The sequence below is a fragment of the Salinisphaera sp. RV14 genome, from assembly GCF_052044135.1.
GTDB lineage: Bacteria > Pseudomonadota > Gammaproteobacteria > Nevskiales > Salinisphaeraceae > Salinisphaera.
This window is the reverse complement of the sequence record NZ_JBQDYF010000009.1, coordinates 111,839-134,123: the sequence shown is the minus strand read 5'-3', so window position 1 is coordinate 134,123 and position 22,285 is coordinate 111,839. Positions and strand designations below refer to the sequence as shown.

Genomic DNA, 22,285 nt, shown 5'->3' with positions numbered 1-22,285 from the left:
TGCTGATGCATCCCGCAGGCATGCCGAACGCGGGCGCCGCCGGCCATTGCGGTGCGGGCCGGCCCGGGGCCGTGCGCTGATTCATGCGGCGTCTGGGCTTGGTCGCGGGCCTCGTGCCGCTGCTCTATCCGGTGCTGGTCCACGCCGCGGTGGTGACGGGCTGGCCCGGGCTGCGCTTCGTCGCCCTGGCGGTGCTGATCGTCAATGGGCTCGGCCCATGGTTGATTCGCCGGCGTCCGGGGGCCTGGCTGGCGCTGTTGGTGCTGATCGCGATCGCCGCGCTCAGCGTGCACACGGTGGACGCGCTGGTATTCTTCTACGCCACGCCCGTGCTCATCTGTCTGGCGCTGGCCTGGTTGTTCGGCCGCACGCTGCTGCCCGGTCAGACCCCGTTGATCACGCTTGTGGCACGGGCGATCCGTGGCCCCCTGCCGGGCCCGGTGGCGCGTTACACGCGCGCGGTGACGCGTTTCTGGTGCGCCACGATGCTGGTGATGGCGCTCGCCAATCTATGCCTGGCGGTGTTCGCATCCGCCGAAATCTGGTCGCTATGCGCGAATTTCCTGAACTATCTGATCGTGGGATTGCTGTTCGTGGCTGAATGGTTCGTGCGTCGGCGCGCCATCGGTGAGTACGAGCACATGAGCTGGCGCCAATACATGGCTGCCCTGCGGCGCATCGACTACCGCGATCTGCGACATGGCTGAGTCGGCCCGGGCTTTGCTTGCCGATTACCGTCCCGGGCGTGTGTTCGCCTGGCGCCGGGGCGTGCCCGTCAGCGCCGCGGCGGCGCTCGCGGATATGCGATCGGTGGCGGACGCGCTCGCCGGCCGCACCGCGTTTTTCAATCTCTGCGACGATCGTTATCTGTTTACCGTGGCCTTTGCCGCCGGCTGCTGGGCCGGGGCGCTGAATCTTTTGCCGCAGACACGCCAGGCCGCCACGCTGGATCGGATACGCGCGCGCTATCCGGGGGCGATCGCGGTCGACGACGCCTGGGTGGCGGCTCGGCTCGGCGGCGAATCGCCGCCCATGCCGGCTCCGCCGGAAATCCCGGCGACGCGCGCGGTGGCGGTGGTGTTCACCTCGGGCAGCACCGGCGAGCCGGCGCCGCAACGCAAGCGGTGGGGCGATCTTGCGATCGGAAGCGCGCTGTTGCGTCGCCGGTTCTTCCCGGCGACGCCGGCCATGAATGTGGTCGCCAGCGTGCCGCCCCAGCATATGTACGGCCTGGAAAATTCCGTGCTGCTGGCCTTGCACGGCGGGTTCGCCGCCGACAGCGCCCGCCCGTTCATGCCCTGGCAGATCGCCGATGCACTCGCGCGCCTGCCCGCGCCGCGGGCCCTGTTCACGACCCCGATCCAGCTCAAGGCCTGCCTCGACGCCGAGGTCGCGCTGCCGGCCGTCACGCGCATCATTTCGGCGACTGCGCCGTTGTCGAGCGCATTGGCCGCGGCCGCCGAGCGGCATTGGCACACGGAAGTCCACGAGATCTACGGCAGCAGCGAGACCGGCAGCATGGCCAGCCGGCGCACGGCCGTGGACGATCGCTGGCAGCTGTATGACGGCCTGCAGCTGGCGCAGGGCGATGAGCAGGTCGTGGTCCGCGGCGGCCAGCTGCCGCGCCCGGTGGCGCTGGCGGACGAGCTGGACGTTCTCGACGCGACATGTTTCCGACTGATCGGGCGCTCGGCGGATATGCTCAAGGTGGCCGGCAAGCGCATATCGCTGGCGGGGTTGACCGCGGCGCTGCTGGATATCGAGGGCGTGGAGGATGCAGTGGTATTCGCCTCACCCGAGGCTCCGGCCGCGGAGCGTCCGACCGCGCTGGTGGTGGCGCCGTCGCGCACGGTGCGCGCGCTGGGCGCCGAACTGGCGCAACGCGTGGACCCGGTCTTCGTGCCGCGGCCGCTGGTCAAGGTCGAGCGGCTGCCACGCAACAGCATGGGCAAGCTGGCGCACGCCGATGTGGTGGCGGCCTGGCGCGCCGCGCGGCGCCCGGAGCGCGGCGTCCGTGGCTGATTACGTGTTTTCCATCGCGGCCGATCACCCCTGTCTCGACGGGCATTTCCCGGGGGCGCCGATCGTGCCCGGTGTCGTGCTGCTCGACCACGTCGGCCGGGCGGCGGGGCGCCGGTACGGCGGCCGCATGCGAGGGATCCTGCGCTGCAAGTTCGTGGCCGCGCTGTATCCGGAGCAGCACTGTGTCGTTTCGCTTACAACCAGGACCGGCGGCCGTCTGCAATTCGCCTGCACCGGGCCGGCCGGCTGTGTCGCCCACGGCGTGATCGCATGGAGTGCCCCGATCGATGGCTGAAGCCTGGACCCGCCGTACCGAGCGCAGCCATCCGTTCGTGCTCCATGCCGTCGCCTGGGTGGCCCGATGTCTGGGCCGCGGCGCGGCGCGCGCGATGCTGCACCTGGGCGTGGCCTATTTCATGATCGCCGCGCCGGCCGCGCGCCGCGCCTCGCGGGATTATCTCGCCCGCGTGCTTGCGCGTCGCCCGCGCTGGTATCACAGCTACCGCCATTTGTATGCGTTCGCGACCGTGTTTCTCGATCGCATGTACATGCTCGGCGGCGCCGACTCACCGTTGTCGATCGCCCATCATGGGGTGCAGTCGTTTCGCGATTGCGTGGAGCGCCGCCAGGGCGGGATCATCATGGTGTCGCATCTCGGCAGCTTCGAGGCGCTGCGTGCCCTCAGCGACCGGCGCGACGACCTGACCGTGCGCATCCTCATGAACTGGGCGACCGGGGCGAAGATGAACGCCGTGCTGCAGAAGCTCGATCCGGGTTTCGGCGATCGCGTGATCGACACCGCCACTGCCGATGTCGATCGCGTGCTCAAGGTCAAGGCGGCGCTCGATCGCGGCGAGATGGTCGGCATCATGGCGGATCGCGTTCATGCGGGCGAGCGCACGGTGGATTGCGATTTCCTCGGCGGCACGGCGCCGTTCCCGGCGACGCCCTGGCTGCTGGCCGGCATGCTGGGCGTGCCGGTGTTTCTCGCCTTCGGTCTGTATCGGGGCGGCGGGCATTATGACCTGTATTGCGAGCAGTTCAGCCCCGGTCTGTCGCTGCCGCGCGGCGAACGCATGCAGCGTGCCGGCGCCTGGACCCAGGCCTACGCCGATCGGCTGGCTGAGCACGTGCGGCAAGCCCCGTACAATTGGTTCAATTTCTATCAGTTCTGGCACTGAGCCCGCCGCGTGTCATCGCCCGAGGCACGGGCACAGCGCGCGCCGGCCGGACCGCGTGAACATGAGCGCAATGGAGCATCGAGCGATGAAGCCAATGGCCATCCGGGCCTATACCGCGACCACCGCCGTGGGCGCCGGGTGCGACGCACTGTGGCAGGCGCTGCGCGAGCAACGCAGCGGCCTCGTGCCCTGCGATTTCGACGGCGCGGATCTGGCCACGTGGATCGGCCGCGTGCCCGGCTGCGAGGACGTCGCGCTGCCCGCGGCATGGTCGGACTGGCATTGTCGCAACCATCAGCTCGCCGAGCTGGCACTGCAACAGGATGGCTTCATCGATGCGGTGGAAACCGCCAAGCGGGTATGCGCGCCCGAGCGTATCGGCCTGTTCCTGGGCACCAGCACCTCCGGCATCGGCACCACCGAGCGCGCCTATCGCGAGGTGGCCGACGGTCGCTTGCCGGCGTGGTTCTCGTTCGAGCATACGCATGACTATTTCGCCCTGTGCGGCTACGTGCAGCGGCGGCTCGGCCTGGCCGGTCCGGCGTTGACTGTGTCCACCGCCTGTTCTTCGAGCGCCAAGGTGTTTGCGTCCGCGGCGCGTTCGATCGAAGCGGGATTCTGCGACATGGCGGTGGTCGGGGGCGTCGACAGCCTCTGTCTGACCACCCTTTACGGTTTCGCCTCGCTCCAGCTGACCTCGCCCGAACCCTGCCGGCCCTGGGATGCCCATCGCCGCGGGATCTCGATCGGTGAGGCGGGCGGTTTCGCACTGGTCGGCCCGGCGGCCGGCGCCGCGCCGGGGCCGCGCGTGATCGGCGTGGGAGAATCGGCCGATGCGTATCACATGGCGGCGCCCGAGCCCGAGGGGCGCGGCGCGGCGCTGGCCATGCGGCGTGCGCTCGACAGCGCCGGCCTGGCCCCCGGGGCGGTCGATTACATCAACCTGCACGGCACCGCGACCCCCGCCAATGACCAGGCCGAGGATCGCGCGGTGGTCAGCCTGTTCGGCACCGCGACGCCGGCCTCCGCCACCAAGGGCTGGACCGGGCATACGCTGGGCGCTGCCGGCATTGTGGAGGCGGTCATCGCCTGTCTCGCGATCGCGCACGATTATCGCCCGGCGACCCTGAATACGCAGGACCTCGATCCGGCATTGCGGTGTCGTCTGCTCACGGCGCCCGAGCCCGGCGGGGTCCGTCGCGTGTTGAGCAACACCTTCGGCTTCGGCGGCAGCAATTGCAGTCTGTTGCTGGCCGCGGAGGATGTCTGATGCGGCGCGCGTATCTGCATGGCCTCGGCATCGCCGCGCCCGGGCTCGACGGCTGGCCGGCCGCGCGCCCGGTGCTGGCCGGCGAGACCGCCTATGTCCGCGAGCCGCTGGCCCCGCTCCGCACCCGCTTGCTGCCGCGCAATGAGGCGCGCCGCGCCGGCGCTGCGGTACATCTGGCGTTTCGCGTGGCCGAACAGGCCAGCCACGGGTGCGATGCGTCGACGGTCGCGGCGGTGTTCTCGTCGTCGGCGGGCGATATCGATATCGCCGATCAGCTGTGCGCGGCGGTGAACACGGCGGAGCGTGCGATTTCACCCACCCGTTTTCACAACTCGGTGCATAACGCGCCCGCGGGCTACTGGAGTATCGCCACCGGCGCGCGCGAACCCTCGACCAGCCTGTCGGCCGGGGCGGGCGGATTCGCCGTCGCTCTGTGCGAAGCCTGGGGGCTGCTGGCGCAACGCCGACGCCCGGTTCTGCTGGTGTGCTACGACATGGACGGCACCGGCATGCTGGCCGAGGCGCGCCGCGATATCGGCGCGACCTTCGCCATGGCCTGGTGGCTGGATACGCGCACCGACGGGGCCATGGCCGCCATCGATCGGCCGCAACCGGTGAACGACGCGCCGGCCTCGATGGTTGGGCCCGAGCTGGAGCGGCTTCGATGCCTGAACGCCAGTGCGCGCAGCCTGCCGTTGTTCGCGGCGCTGGCCGCGAACCTGCCGGCCGCGCCGGTCATCGAATCGGAACAAGGGCACTGGTGCGTGCCGATCACGCCGCTGTGAGCCCGGTGCGGGTGGCCGGACTCGTGCCGCATGCCGGCATGATGTGTCTGCTCGACGAGGTCGTCGCCTGGGCCGATGACTGCATTCATTGCCGCAGCCGGCTGCCTGCGCCGACGGCGCATCCGCTGGCCGATGGCGGCGTGATGCCGGTGACCGCGCTGATCGAATACGCGGCGCAGGCAACCGCGGCCCACGGGTCGTTGCGCGCCCGTGCGGCTGGTGGCGCGGGGTCGGCCGCTGCCGGCCGGCTGGTGGGGCTGCGGCATATCGAGTTGCTGGCCGACCCCGAAGCCGTGGCCGACCTGGCCTCGATCGATATTCACGCCGAGCGTCTGATGGCGGATGCCAGCGGCTCGATCTATGCATTTCGCGTGGCCGCCGGCGCGCGCGATCTGGTGCGTGGACGCCTGACCATCCGAACGGTCGCGGCCGACTGAGACTGCCACGCGCACGGCGCGGCCACAAAAAAAACCCGGCCGCGCATGGCCGGGCTTTTTCGCCGATTCGCCGATTACGCCGCGATCAGTCGTCGCCGGCGAACACGCCGAGCAACTGAAGCAGGCTGATGAACAGATTGTAGATCGTGACGAACAGCGTCAGGGTGGCGCGAATGTAATTCGTTTCGCCGCCGTGAATGATCTCGCCGGTCTGGTAGACGATCAGGCCGCTCATCAGCAGCACGAACATCATCGACACCGCGAGCGACAGGGCGGGGATGGAGAACAGCACCGCGATCAGGCTCATCACGAAGGCCACCAGGATGCCCATCGTGAGCATGCCGCCCCACTGGTTGAAGCGCTTGCCGGAGACCAGGGCATACCCCGACATGCCGACGAAGATGGCGCCGGTGCCGCCCATGGCCATCGTCACCAGCTGCGGCCCATTGGAAAAGTGCTGCAGGTACATGTCGATGATCGGGCCGAGCGTGTAGCCCATGAACCCGGTGAAGGCAAAGATCGACACCAGGCCCCAGCCGCTGTTCGCGGTGGCCTGCACGAGAAACATCAACCCGAACATGCCGACCAGCGTGATGATGAAGCCGGGATAGGGCAGATGCAGTGTGGCCGTGGCCCCCGCGACGACGGCCGAGAACAGCAGCGTGGCCGACAGCAGCATGTAGGTGTTGCGTAGCACACTGTTGGTGGCCAGCGCGGTCTGCGCACGCGCGGTATAGGTCGAATTTTCGACGCTCATCGTTTACCTCGTTATCAGCTTGCTGCAAGGCTAGCACGCTGTGTCGTGCGTGCCATATCTGGGTGGCAGATGCAGCGATGCCGCGGTGTCTGCCTGCCGTCATTTAAGACCGCGCAGGCGTGGCAAAGTTGCGTCGCCGACGCCTAAAACTCGCCGCCCATCCGCCGTTATCGTATATTGGGGGTGTTTGTCGAGGGGCCGTGATGGGCCGCAGGGGGATGGTGGAACGGCATCTAACGTCAGCGGGCGCGCTCGCCCGACTGCTGGGCGGTCTATCGATTCGACGCCAGCTCATCGGTTCGATCGCGCTGATCCTGGTGCTGTTCGGCGCATCCTGCGTGATCAGCCTGATCGCGCTGGCGAGCGTGAATAGCGCGCGTCTGAGCGCCGGGCGGACCCATGCTTCGCTGGCGCGCTCCCAGGAGCTGGGGACGGCGATCACCGCGCAGGAATCCGCGCTACGCGCCTACGTCCTGACTGCCTCGAAGCGCTACGAAAACCAGCTGCGCGGCGCCAACGCCGCGGTCGAGAATCACCTGCATCAACTGCAGGACGCGGGGGTGCACGACCGGGCCAAGGAGCAGTTGCTCAGCAAGATCGACCGGCTGGAATCGAGCTGGCAGGCGCAGGTGGCCGAGCCGGTGATGGCGCGCGTGGACACCGGTGCCATGCAGGCGGCGCGCCAGACGCTGGTGCACGGCGCGAGCGTGGCGTATTTCGATCCCATGCAGCAGGCTTTGTCGGATTACCGCATGCGGCTCAAGCGCGATCTGTCGGGCCGCAACGCCAATGTGGCGCAGCGCCAGTGGGTCGCGGATGTCACGCTGGTGAGTCTGCTCGTCGTGGGGCTGATGATCGGTCTGGCCACGGTGATCGGCGTGCGCCGGCGTATTGCCGCGCCCTTGTCCCAGTTGACCGATACCACCGGGCGTCTGGCGGACGGCGAGCGCAACGTGCAGGTCCGGTTCCAGCATCGCGGCGACGAGATCGGTGCGATGTCGCGCGCGCTGGAGAAGTTTCGCCAGATCATCGTGCGCCAGGATCGCGATTACTGGATCCGCGACCACCGCGGGCGCATGACGGCCATGCTGTATCACGCTGCGGATGAGCGCGAACTGGGCCAGAGCCTGCTGCGCGACCTGGCGCCGCTGATGCATGCGGGCTATGCCGCCATGTTCACGCGGGCTTCGCTCGAAGACGACGAGGCCGATTTCAATCTATTGGCGGCGTATGGCTATTCGCCCGAGGCCGAGCAGCGGTTCGCGCCCGGCGAGGGCCTGGTGGGCGCTGCGCTGGAGACCCGGCGTCCGATCGAGCTGGCCGACCTGCCGGCTGGTTACATCACGATCCGTTCCGGGCTGGGCGAGGCGCGGCCGAGCATTCTGTTCGTCGCCCCGGCGGTCATCGCGGATCGAGTGGTCGCCGTGATCGAACTGGCCCTGTTCCACCCGCTGACGGAAACCGAGCGCGAACTGCTGGACACGTTGCTGCCGAATATCGGGATGGCGGTGTTGACGCAGATGCGCGCGCGGCGAACCAGCGAATTGCTGACGCAGAGCCGGCAACAGATGCAGGCACTCAGCCGTTCGGAAAAACGGCTGTCCGAGCAGCAGGCCAGCCTCCAGCGGGCCAATACCGAACTGCGGACGCAGAGCGAGGAGCTGTCGTCCCAGGCGGCCGAGTTGCGCGCGTCGGAGGAAGAGCTGCAGTCACAGGCCGACGCATTGCAGGCGGCCAATGCGGATCTGCGCGACAAGCAGGAGGAGCTGTCGGCCCTGCACGCCGAGGCCGAGGAGCGCGCCGAGGAGCTCGAACGGGCCAGTGCCTACAAGTCCGATTTTCTGGCGAACATGTCGCATGAGTTGCGCACGCCGCTTAACAGCCTGTTGATTCTCTCGCGCAGCCTGGCCGAAAACGAACCGGGCAATCTCGACGAGGAGCAGGTCGAGGCTGCACGCATCATCCATGATTCGGGCACCAGCCTGCTGGCGTTGATCAACGACATCCTCGATCTGTCGAAGATCGAGGCCGGCAAGATGCGGGTGTTGACCGATCGGGTGGACACCGCCGGTTTCGCGGCGCGCATACGGCGCCAGTTCGCGCACATGGCCGAGGCCCAGGGACTGGCGTTCGAGGTCGAGTTGAGCGCGGACGCGCCCGCACAACTCGTGACCGACGCCGGCAAGCTGGAACAGATCGTGCGCAACCTGGTGGGCAATGCCATCAAGTTCACGCGCGAGGGGTGTGTCGACGTGCGTTTCATGCGGCCGGCGGCCGATGCCCGCTTCGAGCGCGACCAACTGGCGCACGACAATGCGTTGGCGATCGAGGTCCGTGACGACGGGATCGGCATTCCCGCGGATCACCTGGAGGGCATCTTCCATGCCTTCGAACAGGTCGACGGCAGCAGCAGCCGCAATTACAGCGGGACCGGGCTGGGGCTGTCGATCACGCGTGAGTTGGTGGGCCTGCTGGGCGGCGAAGTGCGGGTACAAAGCACGCCGGGCGAGGGCAGTTGCTTCACGGCGTTCGTACGCACGGATCTCGCACCGGCCGGGGAAGCAGCGGGGGAAGTCGATCGGGCCAGAGCCGATGCCGCGCCAGAAGCGCTCCCACCGGCGGCCAACGAGCCACCACGGCCGCGACGCCGTGCGCGCCCGGCAGGACAGGCACCGCGTGTGTTGATCGTCGATGACGACGCCGCCTTCGCCGATATCGTGTGCAAGACCGCGCGCCAGCGCGGTTTCGAGGCCGAAGCCGCGGGCGATGGCCGGGGCGCACTCGCCGCCATGGCCGAGTGCGCCCCGGATGCCGTGATTCTCGATCTGGGGCTGCCGGGCGAGCTCGACGGCTGGTCCGTGCTCGACCGGATCAAGGCTGACGCGGACACACGCGACATTCCCGTGCACATCGTGTCGGCGGCCGACGACACCGGGCGCTCGGCCAGCGCCGGCGCGGTCGGCTATCTGCGCAAGCCGGTGACGCGCGACAACCTCGAGACGCTGCTGGCGCGTGCGGAAACGCTGTCCGGGCGCAAGGCCCGCCGCGTGCTTGTGGTCGACGACGACCCGGATGCGCATGCAGCGATCGCGCGTCTGTTGCGCAGCGAGCAGGTGTCGACGGTCGCGGTGGATTCCGGCGCGGCGGCCCTGTCGCGGCTCGACGAGGAAACCTTCGATTGCCTGGTGCTGGATCTGAAGCTGCCCGATGTGTCCGGTTTCGATCTGCTGGATACCATCGCCAGACGGGCCGATGCACCGCCGGTGGTGGTCTATTCGGCGCGCGATCTGTCGGCAGAAGAAACCGAGCGCCTGCGCGACCACACCGACAGTATCGTGATCAAGGGCAGCCACGCGCAGGATCGGCTGCTGGACGAGATCTCGTTGTTCATGCATCGCCTGGCGCCGCCGCCCGCGCCGCTGAGCACGCCCGCCGCGCCGCCGGCCGATACCCCGGCGCCCGGGCTGAGCGGCGCCCATGTGCTCGTGGTGGACGATGACATGCGCAACACCTTCGCCCTGTCGCGATTGTTGCGGGGCCATGGGGTCGAGGTCACGATGGCCGCCGATGGCTTCAAGGCGCTCGATCGGCTGGCCGGGGCCGAGCGCCTTGATCTGGTGCTGATGGACATCATGATGCCGGGCATGGATGGCTACGACACGATCCGCCGTATCCGGGACGGCTCGAATCATCCACGCGTGCCGATCGTGGCGCTGACCGCGAAGGCCATGAGCGGTGATCGCGAGGCCTGTCTCGCCGCCGGCGCCGACGATTATCTGTCCAAGCCGCTGGACGTGGACGATCTGCTCCGGCGCATGGCGGCCTTGTTGTCATGAGCGATCCGGTGGCCACCGAAGATCGCGCGCTGGATCTGTTCGTGCACGCTCTCAATGCCTGTCACGGCTACGACTTTTCCGGCTATGCGCGCGCCTCGCTCAAGCGCCGTGCCGAGCAGCTGGCGGCCGATCTCGGCGCGCCGGGTATCGGGCACCTGATTCCGCGACTGATCTATGAGCCCGCCGTGCTCGGCGAGGTGATCGCGCGGCTGTCGGTGCCGGTTTCGGACATGTTCCGGGATCCGGCGGTGTTCGCCGCGTTGCGCGAGCAGGTCCTGCCGGTGCTGTCGTCGTATCCGCGGGTGAACATCTGGCAGGCCGGCTGCGCCCAGGGCGAGGAGGTGTATTCCACCGCGATCCTGGCCGAGGAGGCCGGTCTGCTGTCACGTTGTCGCTTCTATGCCACGGATATCAACGATCAGGCGCTGGCGCGGGCTTCGGAAGGCATTTTTGCGGCACGGCGTATCCCGGGCTTCGCCGCGAATTACGACAGCGCGGGCGGCCGGGGCGATTTCGCGGATTACTACCGCAGCCGATATGATCTGATGCGGATGCGGCGAACGCTGCGCGATCGGGTGGTCTTTGCACACCATAATCTTGTGACCGACGGCGTCTTTGCGGAAACCCACCTGGTGATGTGCCGCAATGTCCTGATCTATTTCTCGCAGGCGCTCAAGGAGCGTGTATTGCGCTTGTTTGCCGACAGTCTCGTGCGCGGCGGGTATCTTGTGCTCGGCACGCGGGAGACGTTGCAATTCTCTTCACTCGCATCCTGTTTCGAGGCCGTCAGTGACACCCATCGCATCTACCGGCTCAAACGGGCATGGCCGCTACATGAAGCCTGAACCCTCGGTGCAGGCGCCCCGCGCGGCGGTTGCCACACCGCGCGCGACCGCGCCGGCCGCATGGCCGCGGGCCGGTGCCGGCTCTGCCGGGAGGCAGCGCGCGCATGTCTGACCCCGAGCACATCGATCAGCCGGCCTCCAAGGTTCTCGTGGTCGACGATCTGTATGCCAACCGCGTGGCCATGCGCCGGGTGCTCAAGCATCTTGACGTGAGCGTGATCGAGGCCGGCAACGGCAACGATGCGCTCGCTGCCTGCCTGGATCACGAGTTCGCCTTGATCCTGCTCGATGTGCAGATGCCCGGCATGGACGGCATGGAAGTCGCGGAACTGCTCAACGGCGAACAATCCACGCGCGATACGGCCGTGATCTTCGTCACCGCGGATTCAAGCGACGACATGGATCGCCTCAAGGGCTATCGCCTGGGCGCCGTGGACTACATCACGAAGCCCATCGACGAACGCCTGTTGCAGGCCAAGGTCCGTAATTTCGTCGAGCTGTACGACAGCCGCCGGGCGTTGCGGCGCGCGCGCGACGAACTGGACGCGGTGAACACCCAACTCCGTGGCGAGATCGACATCCGGCGCCGTGCCGAGGCGCGCGCCCAGCATCTGGCCACGCACGACGCGCTCACGGGGCTGCCCAACCGCCTGTTGTTCGTGGATCGCTTGAGCAGCATGACCAAACGCGCGCGCCGTCGGTCCGGGCGTTTCGCGATCGGCTACATGGATCTGGACGGCTTCAAGCCGGTCAACGATGCCTACGGCCATCGCGCGGGCGATGTCGTGCTTGAGCACGTGGCGCGCCGGCTCGAGCAGACGCTGCAGGATGTCGACACGGCCGCGCGCTTCGGCGGTGACGAGTTCGCCCTCCTGATCGAGGACGTCGAATCCGAGCCGTCGTGTCTGGCCCGTTGTCGGGAATTGCTCGACGCCCTGTCGGCGCCCATCGCGGTGCCGACATCAACCGGGGAAATCGATGTCGCAATCAGCGCCAGTCTCGGCGTCGCCTTTTACCCCGAGCACGGCGGCGACGCCGACGAACTCATGCACAATGCCGATTCCGCCTTGTATCGCGTCAAGTACGAGGGCAAGGCCAGCGTGCGCCTGTTTCAGGCGCGCGACGACATCCGGCCCATGCCCGCACCGCACTCCGACTGCATGTTGCAGTGACGTGCCGCCTGGCCCAGGGCGGGGCGGGCTCAGTCGGCGGCGTCTTCGGCGGGGCCGGTGAACGGTTCGGTACGCTCGTCCGGCGCCTGGCCGACCAGTTGGTCGACCCGCAGTTCCGCACTCTTGAGCATGGTCTGGCACTGGCGCGCGAGCGTGACGCCGCGCTCGAACTTGGCCAGGGCCTGTTCGAGGCTGATATCGCCGGCCTCGAGTGACTCGACCAGCGACTCCAGTTCCGCGACCGAGCTCTCGAAGGCCGCCAGCGGCGGGGCATCGGTCGTATCGGCGTCGGTGTTTGCCGCGTTATCGGATTTGGCTTTGCTCATGACAGGAAGGCCCGGGTGATTGCGCCGGAAGTTTAGCGTGTCATGCAAGGTCGTGCCGACGGCGCGATGGCGGTTCATCTTGCCACGGTCGGGCCAAACGCTTAACGTGCCGGCCGGTACGACTATTCGTTTTTTCACGAGGCATGGATGGCCAGTCAATACGATGCCGCCGATATCGAGGTCCTCACGGGGCTCGACCCCGTCCGCAAGCGGCCGGGCATGTATACCGATACCGCGCGGCCCAATCATCTGGCCCAGGAAGTCATCGACAACAGCGTGGATGAAGCGCTCGCCGGGCACGCCAAGGCGATCGACGTCACCCTGCATGCCGACGGTAGCCTGTCGGTAGTCGATGACGGCCGCGGCATGCCGGTCGATACCCACAGCCAGCACGGCGTCTCCGGGGTGGAGCTGATCCTCACGCGGCTGCACGCGGGCGGCAAGTTCTCGAACAAGCAGTACCAGTTCTCCGGCGGCCTGCACGGGGTGGGCGTTTCGGTGGTCAACGCCCTGTCCACCGAGTTGATCGTGCAGGTCTGGCGCGACGGCAAGCATTATGAAATGCGTTTCGCCGGCGGCTACAAGACCCAGGATCTGACCGAGATCGGCAGCTGTGCGAAGAACAAGACCGGCACGATGCTCCAGTTCTCGCCCGACGAGAGTTATTTCGACAGCCCCCGCTTCGCCACCGGCCGCCTCAAGCATCTGCTGCGCGCCAAGGCCGTGCTGTGCCCGAACCTGCGCGTGCGCTTCGTCGACGAGGCGGCCGAGGAAGACCTCGTCTGGCAGTATGCCGACGGGCTCGCCGATTACATGGCGGATGCGCTCGAGGGCGTGGACACCGTCATCTCGCCAGCCTTCACGGGCGGCGTGAACGAGGGTGGCCAGGCAGTCGACTGGGCCCTGACCTGGATCGCGCCCGAGCAGCCCGGCGTGGACGCGGTGGCCGAGTCCTACGTCAACCTGATCCCGACCGCCGGGGGCGGCACGCACGTGAACGGCCTTCGGTCGGGCCTGACAGAAGCCGTGCGCGAATTCTGCGAATTCCGCAACCTGTTGCCCCGAGGCGTCAAGATCGCCCCGGAGGATGTCTGGTCGGGTTGCACCTATGTACTGTCGGTGAAGATGAACGAGCCGCAGTTCTCGGGCCAGACCAAGGAGCGATTGTCGTCGCGCGATATCAGTGGCTTCGTGTCCGGCGCGGTCAAGGATGCGTTCTCGCTATGGCTGAACCGGCACGCCGAAACCGGCGAAACGCTGGCCCAGCAGATCATCGGCAACGCCCAGGCGCGGGCGCGCTCGGCCAAGAAGGTCAAGCGCAAGAAGGTGACCCAGGGCCCGGCACTGCCCGGCAAGCTCACCGACTGCGTGACCGATGACCCGGCGCGGTCCGAGCTGTTTCTGGTCGAGGGCGACTCGGCCGGCGGCTCGGCCAAGCAGGCCCGTGATCGCAACTTCCAGGCGGTGATGCCGCTGCGGGGCAAGATCCTCAATTCCTGGGAAGTGGAGCCGGCGGACATCATGGCCTCGAACGAGATCCACGATATCTCGGTCGCGCTCGGCCTCGATCCCGGCTCGGCCGACCTCAGCCGGCTGCGCTACCACAAGATCTGCATCCTGGCGGATGCCGATTCCGACGGCCTGCATATCGCCACGCTGCTGTGCGCACTGTTCGTCAAGCATTTCCGGCCGTTGGTGGCCCACGGACACGTGTTCGTCGCGATGCCGCCGCTGTTTCGCATCGACGCCGGCAAGGAAGTGTTTTATGCGCTGGATCGCGACGAGCGCGACGCCATCTTCAAGCGCCTGGAGAACGAGAAGAAACAGCGCAAGATCAGCGTGACCCGCTTCAAGGGCCTCGGCGAGATGAGCGCGTTGCAGCTGCGCGAGACCACCATGGCGCCGGATACGCGCCGCCTGGTCCAGCTCGGTATCGAGCCGTCGGCCGAGGCGAGCGCGAGCGTCGACGAGATGCTGGATATGCTGCTGGCCAAGAAACGCGCCGCTGACCGCCGCGATTGGCTGGAGGCCCGCGGCCACGAGGCCGAAGTCGACTGAGCGGTGGCGATATTCAGCTGGACAGTCGTGAATGTATACGCGATTAACCGAGGTACCCAATCCTCTTTATTGTGAATCTGCGTACATTGCGACATCTGCGGACAAACCAAGGAACGAAAGCGTCGGCTTTTTATCCGCAGATTGCACAAATGAGGAACACTGGCTCTTAGGCGCTATCTGGCCACGAACAAGGAGGCAGCATTGGATCGTATGGCTGAATCCATAGCATTCGCAGTCAGGTACGGTGATCTCGTACTGCTCAGAAAGCTGCTGCAAAATGGCGTCGATCCCGATACTGTTTCGGAATCAGGAGAAGGGCTTATCCGGCTGGCGTGCACGGCATGGGAAACGAACCAATTTCCCGCAGACACGGTAAGGCTACTTCTGGAAGCTGGAGCAAAGCCTAATCATCCCAGTGGTGGCGGTTGCGAGATGATGGCAGCGATCTTCAATGGGCGATTTGAGGTCGTTGAGTTGCTTCTGCGTTACGGGGCAAATCCCAACTCACACGTTGACGGTAGTGAAACTATCTATGAACTTGCGGAGTTTGACTATCGCTACGAGCAGTATGGTCTCACGCTTCCGGAGGAGCCTACGGAACAAGAAAAGTCGGACGAAGACGCCTGGGTTGCAATGCTTGTGCGCCTGGCCGGGAAATACGCGAAACGCAGTCCCCAAGAGCTGCTTACGCTTCGTGCTTACGGCGCGAAAACAATTATCGAGCTCAATTCCGTCCAACAGGATGCGCCAGCCAGCAGCTGAGCTTTAGCGACAGGTATGGCGTCAAGTGATCTTGTGTAGATTTGCCTGATCTGCAAACAAGCCAGAGAACGAAGGCTTCGATCCAAAGGCGGTTTATCCACGGATGGCGCGGATTAGGCAAATGGGGACATGGGTCTGGCGGGTGCCGTTCGGTTACGCGCAAGAACGCGATCGACAGGCATCGGTCGCTCGTGTTGTGATTGGGTATATGCGTCTGCTCTGCGCATAAATCAGCGGATGGGAAGCTCGGATCGGAAGACGCTTTTTTTCGCAGATCTACGCAGATGAGTGCGCTTCAAGTGATGGGCCCGTGTCGTGAACCCATGTCAGTCTGCGTGAATTTTGGGTTATTAATCCAGCGTCAAAACAGCTGACTTCGTCAGCTGTTTTCAACGTCTTGAAAAATAAAAGGCGTCGCCTGTCTGTCTTTTATTTTCAAATGCTTGGCGCCCGATGGCCACGGCGGGCATGCGGTCGCATGCTCGCGCTATTAACCCGAAAAATAATCTATTTTTGTGCCGGGTTAATAACGATAGGAACAAATCGATCCAACGAACGTTGGCGCGGCGCGGCGATCTGAAATGGAGAGACAAAAAGAAGCCGTGATCACGAATCCCGGCGCGCGGTCGTCGCGCCGCGCGCCGTCGGCTGACAACAAAGAGCGCGGCCGCTCGCTCGGGCCGCGCTCGGGAGGTTTATAAGGGCTCCGTCGAAGTGATCGAAGGGGCCGCCACTTGTTCTTCTAGGCGCTGGTGTGGCGCCGCGCGGTTAGCCACTGGTCACTGGACAGCGGTCGGTTCACGAGCCGGATTTCGCCCAGGTTGCCGAGGAAACCGTTGTCCATGTGGCCGCCGTACTGGCTGCAGCCGATCGCCATCTGCAGGCCGGTCTGAACATTGACATACTGGATGCCGGGAGCGGAGGAGGCGATATTGCGCAGCACCGGCGCGCCCTCGACATACAGGATCACGGAATTGTCGTCGTTTGGATCGTTAACAGCGGCGATGTGATACCACTGGGTAGCCGAGATGCTACCCGACCAACAGGTCATATTGGTGTATCGACCGACCGGCACGACCTCCCACTGGACCTCCATCAGATTGGAGATTGCCATCATCATCGTGGTGTCTCCGCTGCCGCCACTATAGAGATTCCAGCGGGCGCCCAGGCGATAGAGGATGCCCATCCAGGCATTTTTTTTGGCGTCGAAATCGGCCCCGATCTTGACGAAAGCCTCGATGGTATAGCCGTTTTCAAACAGTTCGGTGTTGATCGGGGCGTTGCGGTCGGTTGTAAAATACGGCGAGTCGTGTTTTTTGGTGTTCACGAACTGGAGGCTGCCGGGTGCCGCCGAGGCCGGGTGATGGTCGGTCGACCACAGCAGATTGCTGTTCCGCTTCATCCAGGTGTTAACGAACAGCGGGTTGGCGTTGGCGTCGTCGGGCGAGACATCGGCGATTGGCCAGTCGCCGCTGCGATGGTCAAAGTTGAATTGGGTGCCGTCGCGGACCCCGGTCTTGAAGAACCGCCAGTGAGCGAGCGTGCCGCTGACCTTGGGATAGTCTTCACTGTCCCGGGCCGGCACGGGCTGGGCTTGGGCGGGTTGGGTATAGTTGGCCAGGATCAGCTGCTGGGCGATGTCGGTGAGCCCGACAGGACGTGTGCCTGCCTGGACCTGGAACGTATCGGAGAAGCCGGCAAAGCGCTGCTGGAAGTCGAAGTCCAGCGCGTAGTTGTGGTTGTCCTCCGTCTTCCAGGCCACGTCGAATTGGTTGATCTCGCTGCTCGGCTTCAGCGGTACCCACGGCGAGAAGGTGCTGGCATATATCTTGTTGTGGGTCAGGTCGAACTCGTACAACCGCATCAGGCCGTTGCCGCCCATATACGACATTTGATAATCGACAACGATCAGCAGTACATCATGGCCCGCACTGTTCTTCTTGGTGACGCGGCAAGAGCCGTGATAGTGGCCGCTGATGGCCATGAATATTTGATCGTTGTCCCGGATCAGGTGTTTCCATAAATACTCGAAATAGCCGGTTTCGGCGGCCGTCGTTCCGTCGTCGCCAATGCCCATCAGCTGATGGTTGATCAGGATCACCGGCAGGGTGGGGTTTGAGGCGATGACCTGATTGGCCCAGTTCAGCGCATCGTCCGAGGCACGCCAGGACAGCGAGAGTACGAGGAACCGGTTACCTTCGGCTTCGAACACGTGATATTCGTGGAAACCGGAATGGTGTCGGCTACCGAACGTGCTCTGCTGCTGGGCGCGCGCTGTCGGGAACACCTGCAAATAGGGTTCGAATAGATTGCGTCGATGGAAGCCGCCGTCCTGATAGCCATCGTCGTTTTTGAAGCCCGTTACGCCCACGCCCCAGTCCGGGCCCCACTGGATATTTGTGCCGATCGCCCCGATGTCGTGGTTGCCGGCACAGATCGAGTACGGGCAGTGGCTGTCTTCGAGCACCTGCATGGCTTGGCTGGCCAATTCCCATTCCTTGTTCACGCTGCCATTGCCGAGCTGGTTGCCATAGACCAGATCCTGGTTCGCATGCCATGGCTGAGAGCCCTCGGCCGTGTAATACCAGGATTGGTCGACGACGTCGCCGACGTGTATCACGAACGGAATGTTCAGCAAATAGCGATTCCGTACGATCCACTGGGTCTGGGTCTTGAAGGGGTTGTCATACTGCGGAAGGATGCCTTGATATTTCTTCTGGAATAGCTTGCCCATCTTTTCCGAGGCGTAACGCGGATAGTACTGGGTATCCGGCAGGACCGGCACGCAGAAGGTCGATCGCCTGGTGCTGTCGCTCGATGCGGTCTGCCCGCTTGATGCGGCCAGTGCCCTGGAGCCATAAAGCGAGGCCAGCGGGGCGATGGCCAGCGTTTTGAGCAGACTTCTTCTCTTGAGCTCTGGCACACGGGCCAGTTGTTCCAGCAGTTGCTTAGAGTCGTCAGAGGGACGGTCAGTCATGAAATTCTCCTTGTACGGTAACGAGACAGGGCGCTCGATTCAGTCCGGGACACAAAGTGCGCAGCGGCGTGGCCGGCGCGCGTTGTTTCGTCATTAATCGCGCATTGCGCGCAGCGAGACCGCGCCTGATGGCGGCGCAAACCTACGCCGTCGCATTGCCGTGACTTGGCTTGGCTTGGTGCCCGGGTCGGCACGCAGATATCTCGCGCTCATGCGATAAGACACATATAAGTCGGACCCTAGAAGCCTGGTTGCCGGTAGCGTCGACGGAGACCGATGCGGCCGACCATAAACAGCAGGCCCAGGCCGAACATTGCCAGCGAGCCGGGCTCTGGCACATCGGCGACGTTGCCGTAAGCGACGTTGTCGAAAGCGAAATTCGACCAGTTCAAGTAGTCGCCTAAATCGCTGTTACTGAAATTGTTGTTATTCCGGAACTCGACGGCGTTGAACGTCGGCAGGTCAAAGAAGTTTACATAGAGGCTGTCGTCGGTCGCCCCGGCGATCGCCGTGCCGTTGAACGAGGCGACGGACGTGTCGTTGTAGCGAAACGTGATTGTGTCGCCAGCGTTGAGGCTGCCCCAGTACAGGCCGAAGTAATTGTTCGATGACTGCAGGTCGAGCTTGGCCGCCGGGCTTGCCGGACTGTATGAAGGCGAAACGGAGGCAAACACGGTGTTATCGCCGGTCGGTCGATAGCTCTGCCGGAAGCTGCCGTCGTTCGCGTAGATGGCCGTCGAATCACAGCTGGCTGGATCGCAAAGATTACTGGCGTCGTTGAAATCGATGCGGGTAGCGGCGGCAACCCGGCTGGTCGGCACGCCATCGGCGTCCAGCTGGCTGCCATAGCCAAGATATGCGGCGTGCGCCGAAGTAAATGCTGTAAAAGTTGAAATGGCGACTGAGAAGCAAGTATAACGTAAAAAAGACATAATCGTGAACCTTTTAGGGCGCGTTTCGGCTTTGGGTGTGTTTTCTTTTGTTGCGATTACAAGGTGCATGCCATAATATTTAAGCGATTGAAATATAACTGTATTAACAACTTTAATCGCAGGCGTCGGCAATTAAAGATGTATTGTTTTTCGACGCAAAGAGCTGTATTAAATATGTAATACTCATTAAATATAAATAAAAAAACAGATACATCTGTTGGGCATCGGTGAAATCGGCGTGTCAGCAAATACGACAGGCAGGCCGTAGCCGAGCCCGTGTTTCAACCTCAACCCGCGTTATCACGGCCGACTGATCCGGGTCCGATCTATCCGGGGACTCCGGGTGGGTATATGAGCCTTGTACGCGTCGCTGGGACCGAGCAGCGCGATGTCTTTGGTGCGCTCGAAGCGAAGCTGAGCCGGCAAAAGCGCTGGCATCGTCCCGGCAAGGCGCGGCGGCTCGCCCGTGTTCTGCCCCGGGCCGGCGGCGCGACGTGTCGTGAACCACGATCTGCAAACATCGCCACCGGGACGGCCGGCGTGCGATCCCGGCTTGCCGTGTGTGTGGTTCGGCGGGTACCTTGCTGCGGCCTGATACTGTTCCTGAGGCCGGCATACCGTCGGCCCCCCGGGGAACGATTCGCCAGCGAGGCACGATGGCCACGACCTTCGAACACGACAGCGAGCGCCTGCCGCTCAACGCCTTTGCCGAAAAGGCGTATCTCGATTATGCGATGTACGTCATCCTCGATCGCGCCTTGCCGCACGTGGGCGACGGCCTGAAGCCGGTGCAGCGGCGCATCGTCTATGCCATGAGCGAGCTCGGCCTGTCGGCGGCGTCCAAGCCGAAGAAAGCGGCGCGCACGGTCGGCGACGTGATCGGCAAGTTCCATCCGCACGGCGACTCGGCCTGCTACGAGGCCATGGTGATCATGGCCCAGCCGTTCACTTATCGTTATCCGCTGGTCGACGGCCAGGGCAACTGGGGCACGGCGGACGATCCGAAATCGTTCGCGGCCATGCGCTACACCGAATCGCGCCTGACCGCCTATGCGGCGACGTTGTTGTCCGAACTCGGCCAGGGCACGGTCGACTGGCGGCCGAATTTCGACGGCACGCTGGATGAGCCCGAAACCCTGCCGGCGCGCCTGCCGAACGTGCTGCTGAATGGCGGCACCGGGATCGCGGTCGGCATGGCGACGGATATCCCGCCGCACAACATCCGCGAGGTCGCCGCGGCCACGATCCATCTGCTGAACAACCCGGATGCCGATCTCGACGCGCTGATGGCGCACATGCCGGCGCCGGATTTCCCGACCGGTGCCGAAATCATCACTTCGGCCGCCGACATTCGCCAGATGTATGCCACCGGCAACGGCCAGGTGCGCGTGCGCGCGACGTACACGATCGAATCCGGCGAAGTCGTGATCAACGAGTTGCCCTACCAGACCTCGGGCGCCAAGGTGCTGGAACAGGTCGCGGGCCAGATGACGGCCAAGAAGCTGCCGATGGTCTCCGATCTGCGCGACGAATCCGATCACGAGAATCCGACCCGGCTGGTGATCGTGCCGCGCAGCAACCGCGTGGACATCGAGGCGATGATGGCGCATCTGTTCGCTACCACCGGGCTCGAGAAGAATGTACGCGTGAACCTCAACGTGATCGGGCTGGACGGTGCGCCGCGGGTCAAGAATCTGCGCGATCTGTTGTCCGAATGGCTGATCTATCGCACGACCACGGTCACGCGGCGTCTGGAACATCGCCTGAAGGCGGTCACCGACCGGTTACACATCCTCGAAGGCCTGCTGGTTGCGTATCTCAACATCGACGACGTCATTCACATCATCCGCACCGAGGATCAACCCAAGCCGGTGATGATGGCTCGCTTCGCAATCACCGACGTGCAGGCAGACGCGATCCTCAACCTGCGTCTGCGGCACTTGATGAAACTCGAGGAGTTCAAGATCCGCGGCGAGCAGGAAGAGCTCGCGGCCGAGCGCGCCGATCTCGAGGCCACGCTGGGCTCCCGGGCGAAACTCAACCAGCTGATTGCCGACGAACTCACCGCCGATGCCGAGCAGTACGGCGACGATCGCCGCAGCGCGCTGGTCGAACGCCATCAGGCCAGGGCACTGTCGGAGGCCGATCTCGTGCCCAGCGAGAACATCACGGTGGTGTTGTCGCGCGAGGGCTGGATCCGCTCGGCCAAGGGCCACGATGTCGACGCCATGGGCATGAACTATCGAACCGGCGACGAATACCTGGCCGATGCGGCGGGCCGCTCGAACGACAAGCTGATCGTGCTCGACTCGGCCGGACGCAGTTACAGTCTCGCCGCGCACAGGTTGCCGTCGGCGCGTGGCCAGGGTGAGCCGCTCACCGGCTCGCTGTCGCCAGCCGACGGGGCGCGCTTCGTGGGTCTGGCAATCGGCGGCGGGGATCTGCTCTGCGTGCTGGCGTCGACGGCGGGTAACGGCTTCGCCACGCGACTGGCGGATATGGCGAGTCGGCAGAAATCGGGCAAGGCCACGCTCACGCCGGGCAAGGGGGCGACGGCGCTGGCGCCGACGACGGTCGCGGGCGATGACCCGGAGGTCTGCGTGGTGACCACCGCCGGCCAATTGCTGTGCCTGTCACTCGAGGAGCTGCCGCAGCTCGCCAAGGGCAAGGGCAACAAGCTGATTGCGCTCAAGGCCGGTGAGGCCGTGATCGCGATTCAGGCGGTATCCGGCGACCAGACATTGGTGATCCACAGCGGCAAGCGCCACATGACGCTCAAACCCGCCGAACGCGATCCCTATCGCGGCCCGCGGGCTTCGCGCGGCAAGCGTCTGCCACGTGGCTTCACACAGGTCCAGCGCCTGTCGCGTCAGGGCTGAGAACCTCCGGGCGATGCCGGCCGTCGGCCGGCTCGGCCCGCGCCCC

17 protein-coding genes are annotated in these 22,285 nt (G+C 64.9%); 13 read left to right on the top strand and 4 right to left on the bottom strand.

The window, feature by feature from the left end:
* Nucleotides 1–83 precede the first annotated feature (83 nt).
* The 7 genes from ACS8Y6_RS11100 (at nt 84) to ACS8Y6_RS11070 (ending at nt 5,695) form a co-directional block, all read left to right on the top strand.
* Complete coding sequence (locus ACS8Y6_RS11100) at nt 84–707, top strand: hypothetical protein (RefSeq protein WP_440855570.1); 624 nt, start codon at nt 84–86, stop codon at nt 705–707.
* Nucleotides 700–2,022, top strand: a complete 1,323-nt coding sequence (locus ACS8Y6_RS11095) for an AMP-binding protein (RefSeq protein WP_440855569.1) — start codon at nt 700–702, stop codon at nt 2,020–2,022. The genes ACS8Y6_RS11100 and ACS8Y6_RS11095 overlap by 8 nt, the downstream gene beginning before the upstream one ends.
* Complete coding sequence (locus ACS8Y6_RS11090; RefSeq protein ID WP_440855568.1) at nt 2,015–2,317, top strand: hydroxymyristoyl-ACP dehydratase; 303 nt, start codon at nt 2,015–2,017, stop codon at nt 2,315–2,317. The genes ACS8Y6_RS11095 and ACS8Y6_RS11090 overlap by 8 nt, the downstream gene beginning before the upstream one ends.
* Nucleotides 2,310–3,203, top strand: coding sequence for an LpxL/LpxP family acyltransferase (locus tag ACS8Y6_RS11085; protein WP_440855567.1), 894 nt, complete (start codon nt 2,310–2,312; stop codon nt 3,201–3,203). The genes ACS8Y6_RS11090 and ACS8Y6_RS11085 overlap by 8 nt, the downstream gene beginning before the upstream one ends.
* 85 nt (nt 3,204–3,288) lie before the next feature.
* Nucleotides 3,289–4,473, top strand: coding sequence for a beta-ketoacyl-[acyl-carrier-protein] synthase family protein (locus ACS8Y6_RS11080; protein WP_440855566.1), 1,185 nt, complete (start codon nt 3,289–3,291; stop codon nt 4,471–4,473).
* A complete protein-coding gene (locus tag ACS8Y6_RS11075) occupies nt 4,473–5,258 on the top strand; it encodes a beta-ketoacyl synthase chain length factor (RefSeq protein WP_440855565.1) in 786 nt (261 codons plus the stop codon). The genes ACS8Y6_RS11080 and ACS8Y6_RS11075 overlap by 1 nt, the downstream gene beginning before the upstream one ends.
* Nucleotides 5,234–5,695 carry a phosphotransferase gene (locus ACS8Y6_RS11070; RefSeq protein WP_440849946.1) on the top strand — a complete coding sequence of 154 codons (462 nt, stop codon included), beginning with the start codon at nt 5,234–5,236 and terminating at the stop codon, nt 5,693–5,695. The genes ACS8Y6_RS11075 and ACS8Y6_RS11070 overlap by 25 nt, the downstream gene beginning before the upstream one ends.
* An 85-nt stretch (nt 5,696–5,780) precedes the next feature.
* Here the strand turns inward: ACS8Y6_RS11070 and ACS8Y6_RS11065 are convergent, their stop codons facing one another.
* Entirely contained in the window at nt 5,781–6,452 is a 672-nt protein-coding gene (locus ACS8Y6_RS11065; RefSeq protein ID WP_109995504.1) for a Bax inhibitor-1/YccA family protein, read from the bottom strand.
* A gap of 203 nt (nt 6,453–6,655) precedes the next feature.
* On the opposite strand from ACS8Y6_RS11065, the gene ACS8Y6_RS11060 reads away from it, so the two are divergent.
* From ACS8Y6_RS11060 to ACS8Y6_RS11050, 3 genes are all read left to right on the top strand, one after another.
* The gene (locus ACS8Y6_RS11060; RefSeq protein WP_440855564.1) at nt 6,656–10,288 is read left to right on the top strand and encodes a response regulator; all 3,633 of its coding nucleotides are present in this window, start codon (nt 6,656–6,658) and stop codon (nt 10,286–10,288) included.
* Nucleotides 10,285–11,133 (top strand): CheR family methyltransferase, encoded by an 849-nt coding sequence (locus ACS8Y6_RS11055; protein WP_440855563.1) that lies wholly within the window; start codon nt 10,285–10,287, stop codon nt 11,131–11,133. The genes ACS8Y6_RS11060 and ACS8Y6_RS11055 overlap by 4 nt, the downstream gene beginning before the upstream one ends.
* Nucleotides 11,134–11,237: 104 nt before the next feature.
* Nucleotides 11,238–12,305: a diguanylate cyclase domain-containing protein gene (locus ACS8Y6_RS11050; RefSeq protein WP_440849950.1), complete on the top strand. Its 1,068-nt coding sequence runs from the start codon at nt 11,238–11,240 to the stop codon at nt 12,303–12,305.
* 29 nt (nt 12,306–12,334) lie between these two features.
* On the opposite strand, the gene ACS8Y6_RS11045 is transcribed toward ACS8Y6_RS11050, so the two are convergent.
* Nucleotides 12,335–12,631, bottom strand: a complete 297-nt coding sequence (locus tag ACS8Y6_RS11045; protein WP_440849951.1) for an exodeoxyribonuclease VII small subunit — start codon at nt 12,629–12,631, stop codon at nt 12,335–12,337.
* Nucleotides 12,632–12,778: 147 nt separating this feature from the next.
* Between ACS8Y6_RS11045 and parE the strand changes: the two genes are divergently transcribed.
* On the top strand, nt 12,779–14,689 hold the full coding sequence (gene parE / locus ACS8Y6_RS11040) for a DNA topoisomerase IV subunit B (RefSeq protein WP_440849952.1): 1,911 nt from the start codon (nt 12,779–12,781) through the stop codon (nt 14,687–14,689).
* A gap of 210 nt (nt 14,690–14,899) precedes the next feature.
* Nucleotides 14,900–15,451 carry an ankyrin repeat domain-containing protein gene (locus tag ACS8Y6_RS11035; RefSeq protein ID WP_440849970.1) on the top strand — a complete coding sequence of 184 codons (552 nt, stop codon included), beginning with the start codon at nt 14,900–14,902 and terminating at the stop codon, nt 15,449–15,451.
* A 742-nt stretch (nt 15,452–16,193) separates the two neighbouring features.
* On the opposite strand, the gene ACS8Y6_RS11030 is transcribed toward ACS8Y6_RS11035, so the two are convergent.
* A complete protein-coding gene (locus ACS8Y6_RS11030; RefSeq protein WP_440855562.1) occupies nt 16,194–18,428 on the bottom strand; it encodes a LamG-like jellyroll fold domain-containing protein in 2,235 nt (744 codons plus the stop codon).
* 239 nt (nt 18,429–18,667) lie between these two features.
* Entirely contained in the window at nt 18,668–19,360 is a 693-nt protein-coding gene (locus ACS8Y6_RS11025) for a PEP-CTERM sorting domain-containing protein (RefSeq protein ID WP_440855561.1), read from the bottom strand.
* A 656-nt stretch (nt 19,361–20,016) separates the two neighbouring features.
* Here ACS8Y6_RS11025 and parC point away from each other — a divergent pair.
* Nucleotides 20,017–22,239, top strand: a complete 2,223-nt coding sequence (parC, locus tag ACS8Y6_RS11020) for a DNA topoisomerase IV subunit A (protein WP_440849955.1) — start codon at nt 20,017–20,019, stop codon at nt 22,237–22,239.
* Nucleotides 22,240–22,285 lie beyond the last annotated feature (46 nt).

What these genes read in the sequence shown, in the direction of transcription:
- ACS8Y6_RS11100 (WP_440855570.1), top strand. Translation starts at nt 84, where the DNA reads ATGCGGCGTCTGGGCTTGGTCGCGGGCCTCGTGCCGCTGCTCTATCCG.
- ACS8Y6_RS11095 (WP_440855569.1), top strand. Translation starts at nt 700, where the DNA reads ATGGCTGAGTCGGCCCGGGCTTTGCTTGCCGATTACCGTCCCGGGCGT.
- ACS8Y6_RS11085 (WP_440855567.1), top strand. Translation starts at nt 2,310, where the DNA reads ATGGCTGAAGCCTGGACCCGCCGTACCGAGCGCAGCCATCCGTTCGTG.
- ACS8Y6_RS11080 (WP_440855566.1), top strand. Translation starts at nt 3,289, where the DNA reads ATGAAGCCAATGGCCATCCGGGCCTATACCGCGACCACCGCCGTGGGC.
- ACS8Y6_RS11075 (WP_440855565.1), top strand. Translation starts at nt 4,473, where the DNA reads ATGCGGCGCGCGTATCTGCATGGCCTCGGCATCGCCGCGCCCGGGCTC.
- ACS8Y6_RS11065 (WP_109995504.1), bottom strand. Translation starts at nt 6,452, where the DNA reads ATGAGCGTCGAAAATTCGACCTATACCGCGCGTGCGCAGACCGCGCTG.
- ACS8Y6_RS11060 (WP_440855564.1), top strand. Translation starts at nt 6,656, where the DNA reads ATGGGCCGCAGGGGGATGGTGGAACGGCATCTAACGTCAGCGGGCGCG.
- ACS8Y6_RS11055 (WP_440855563.1), top strand. Translation starts at nt 10,285, where the DNA reads ATGAGCGATCCGGTGGCCACCGAAGATCGCGCGCTGGATCTGTTCGTG.
- ACS8Y6_RS11050 (WP_440849950.1), top strand. Translation starts at nt 11,238, where the DNA reads ATGTCTGACCCCGAGCACATCGATCAGCCGGCCTCCAAGGTTCTCGTG.
- ACS8Y6_RS11045 (WP_440849951.1), bottom strand. Translation starts at nt 12,631, where the DNA reads ATGAGCAAAGCCAAATCCGATAACGCGGCAAACACCGACGCCGATACG.
- parE (WP_440849952.1), top strand. Translation starts at nt 12,779, where the DNA reads ATGGCCAGTCAATACGATGCCGCCGATATCGAGGTCCTCACGGGGCTC.
- ACS8Y6_RS11035 (WP_440849970.1), top strand. Translation starts at nt 14,900, where the DNA reads ATGGCTGAATCCATAGCATTCGCAGTCAGGTACGGTGATCTCGTACTG.
- ACS8Y6_RS11030 (WP_440855562.1), bottom strand. Translation starts at nt 18,428, where the DNA reads ATGACTGACCGTCCCTCTGACGACTCTAAGCAACTGCTGGAACAACTG.
- ACS8Y6_RS11025 (WP_440855561.1), bottom strand. Translation starts at nt 19,360, where the DNA reads ATGTCTTTTTTACGTTATACTTGCTTCTCAGTCGCCATTTCAACTTTT.
- parC (WP_440849955.1), top strand. Translation starts at nt 20,017, where the DNA reads ATGGCCACGACCTTCGAACACGACAGCGAGCGCCTGCCGCTCAACGCC.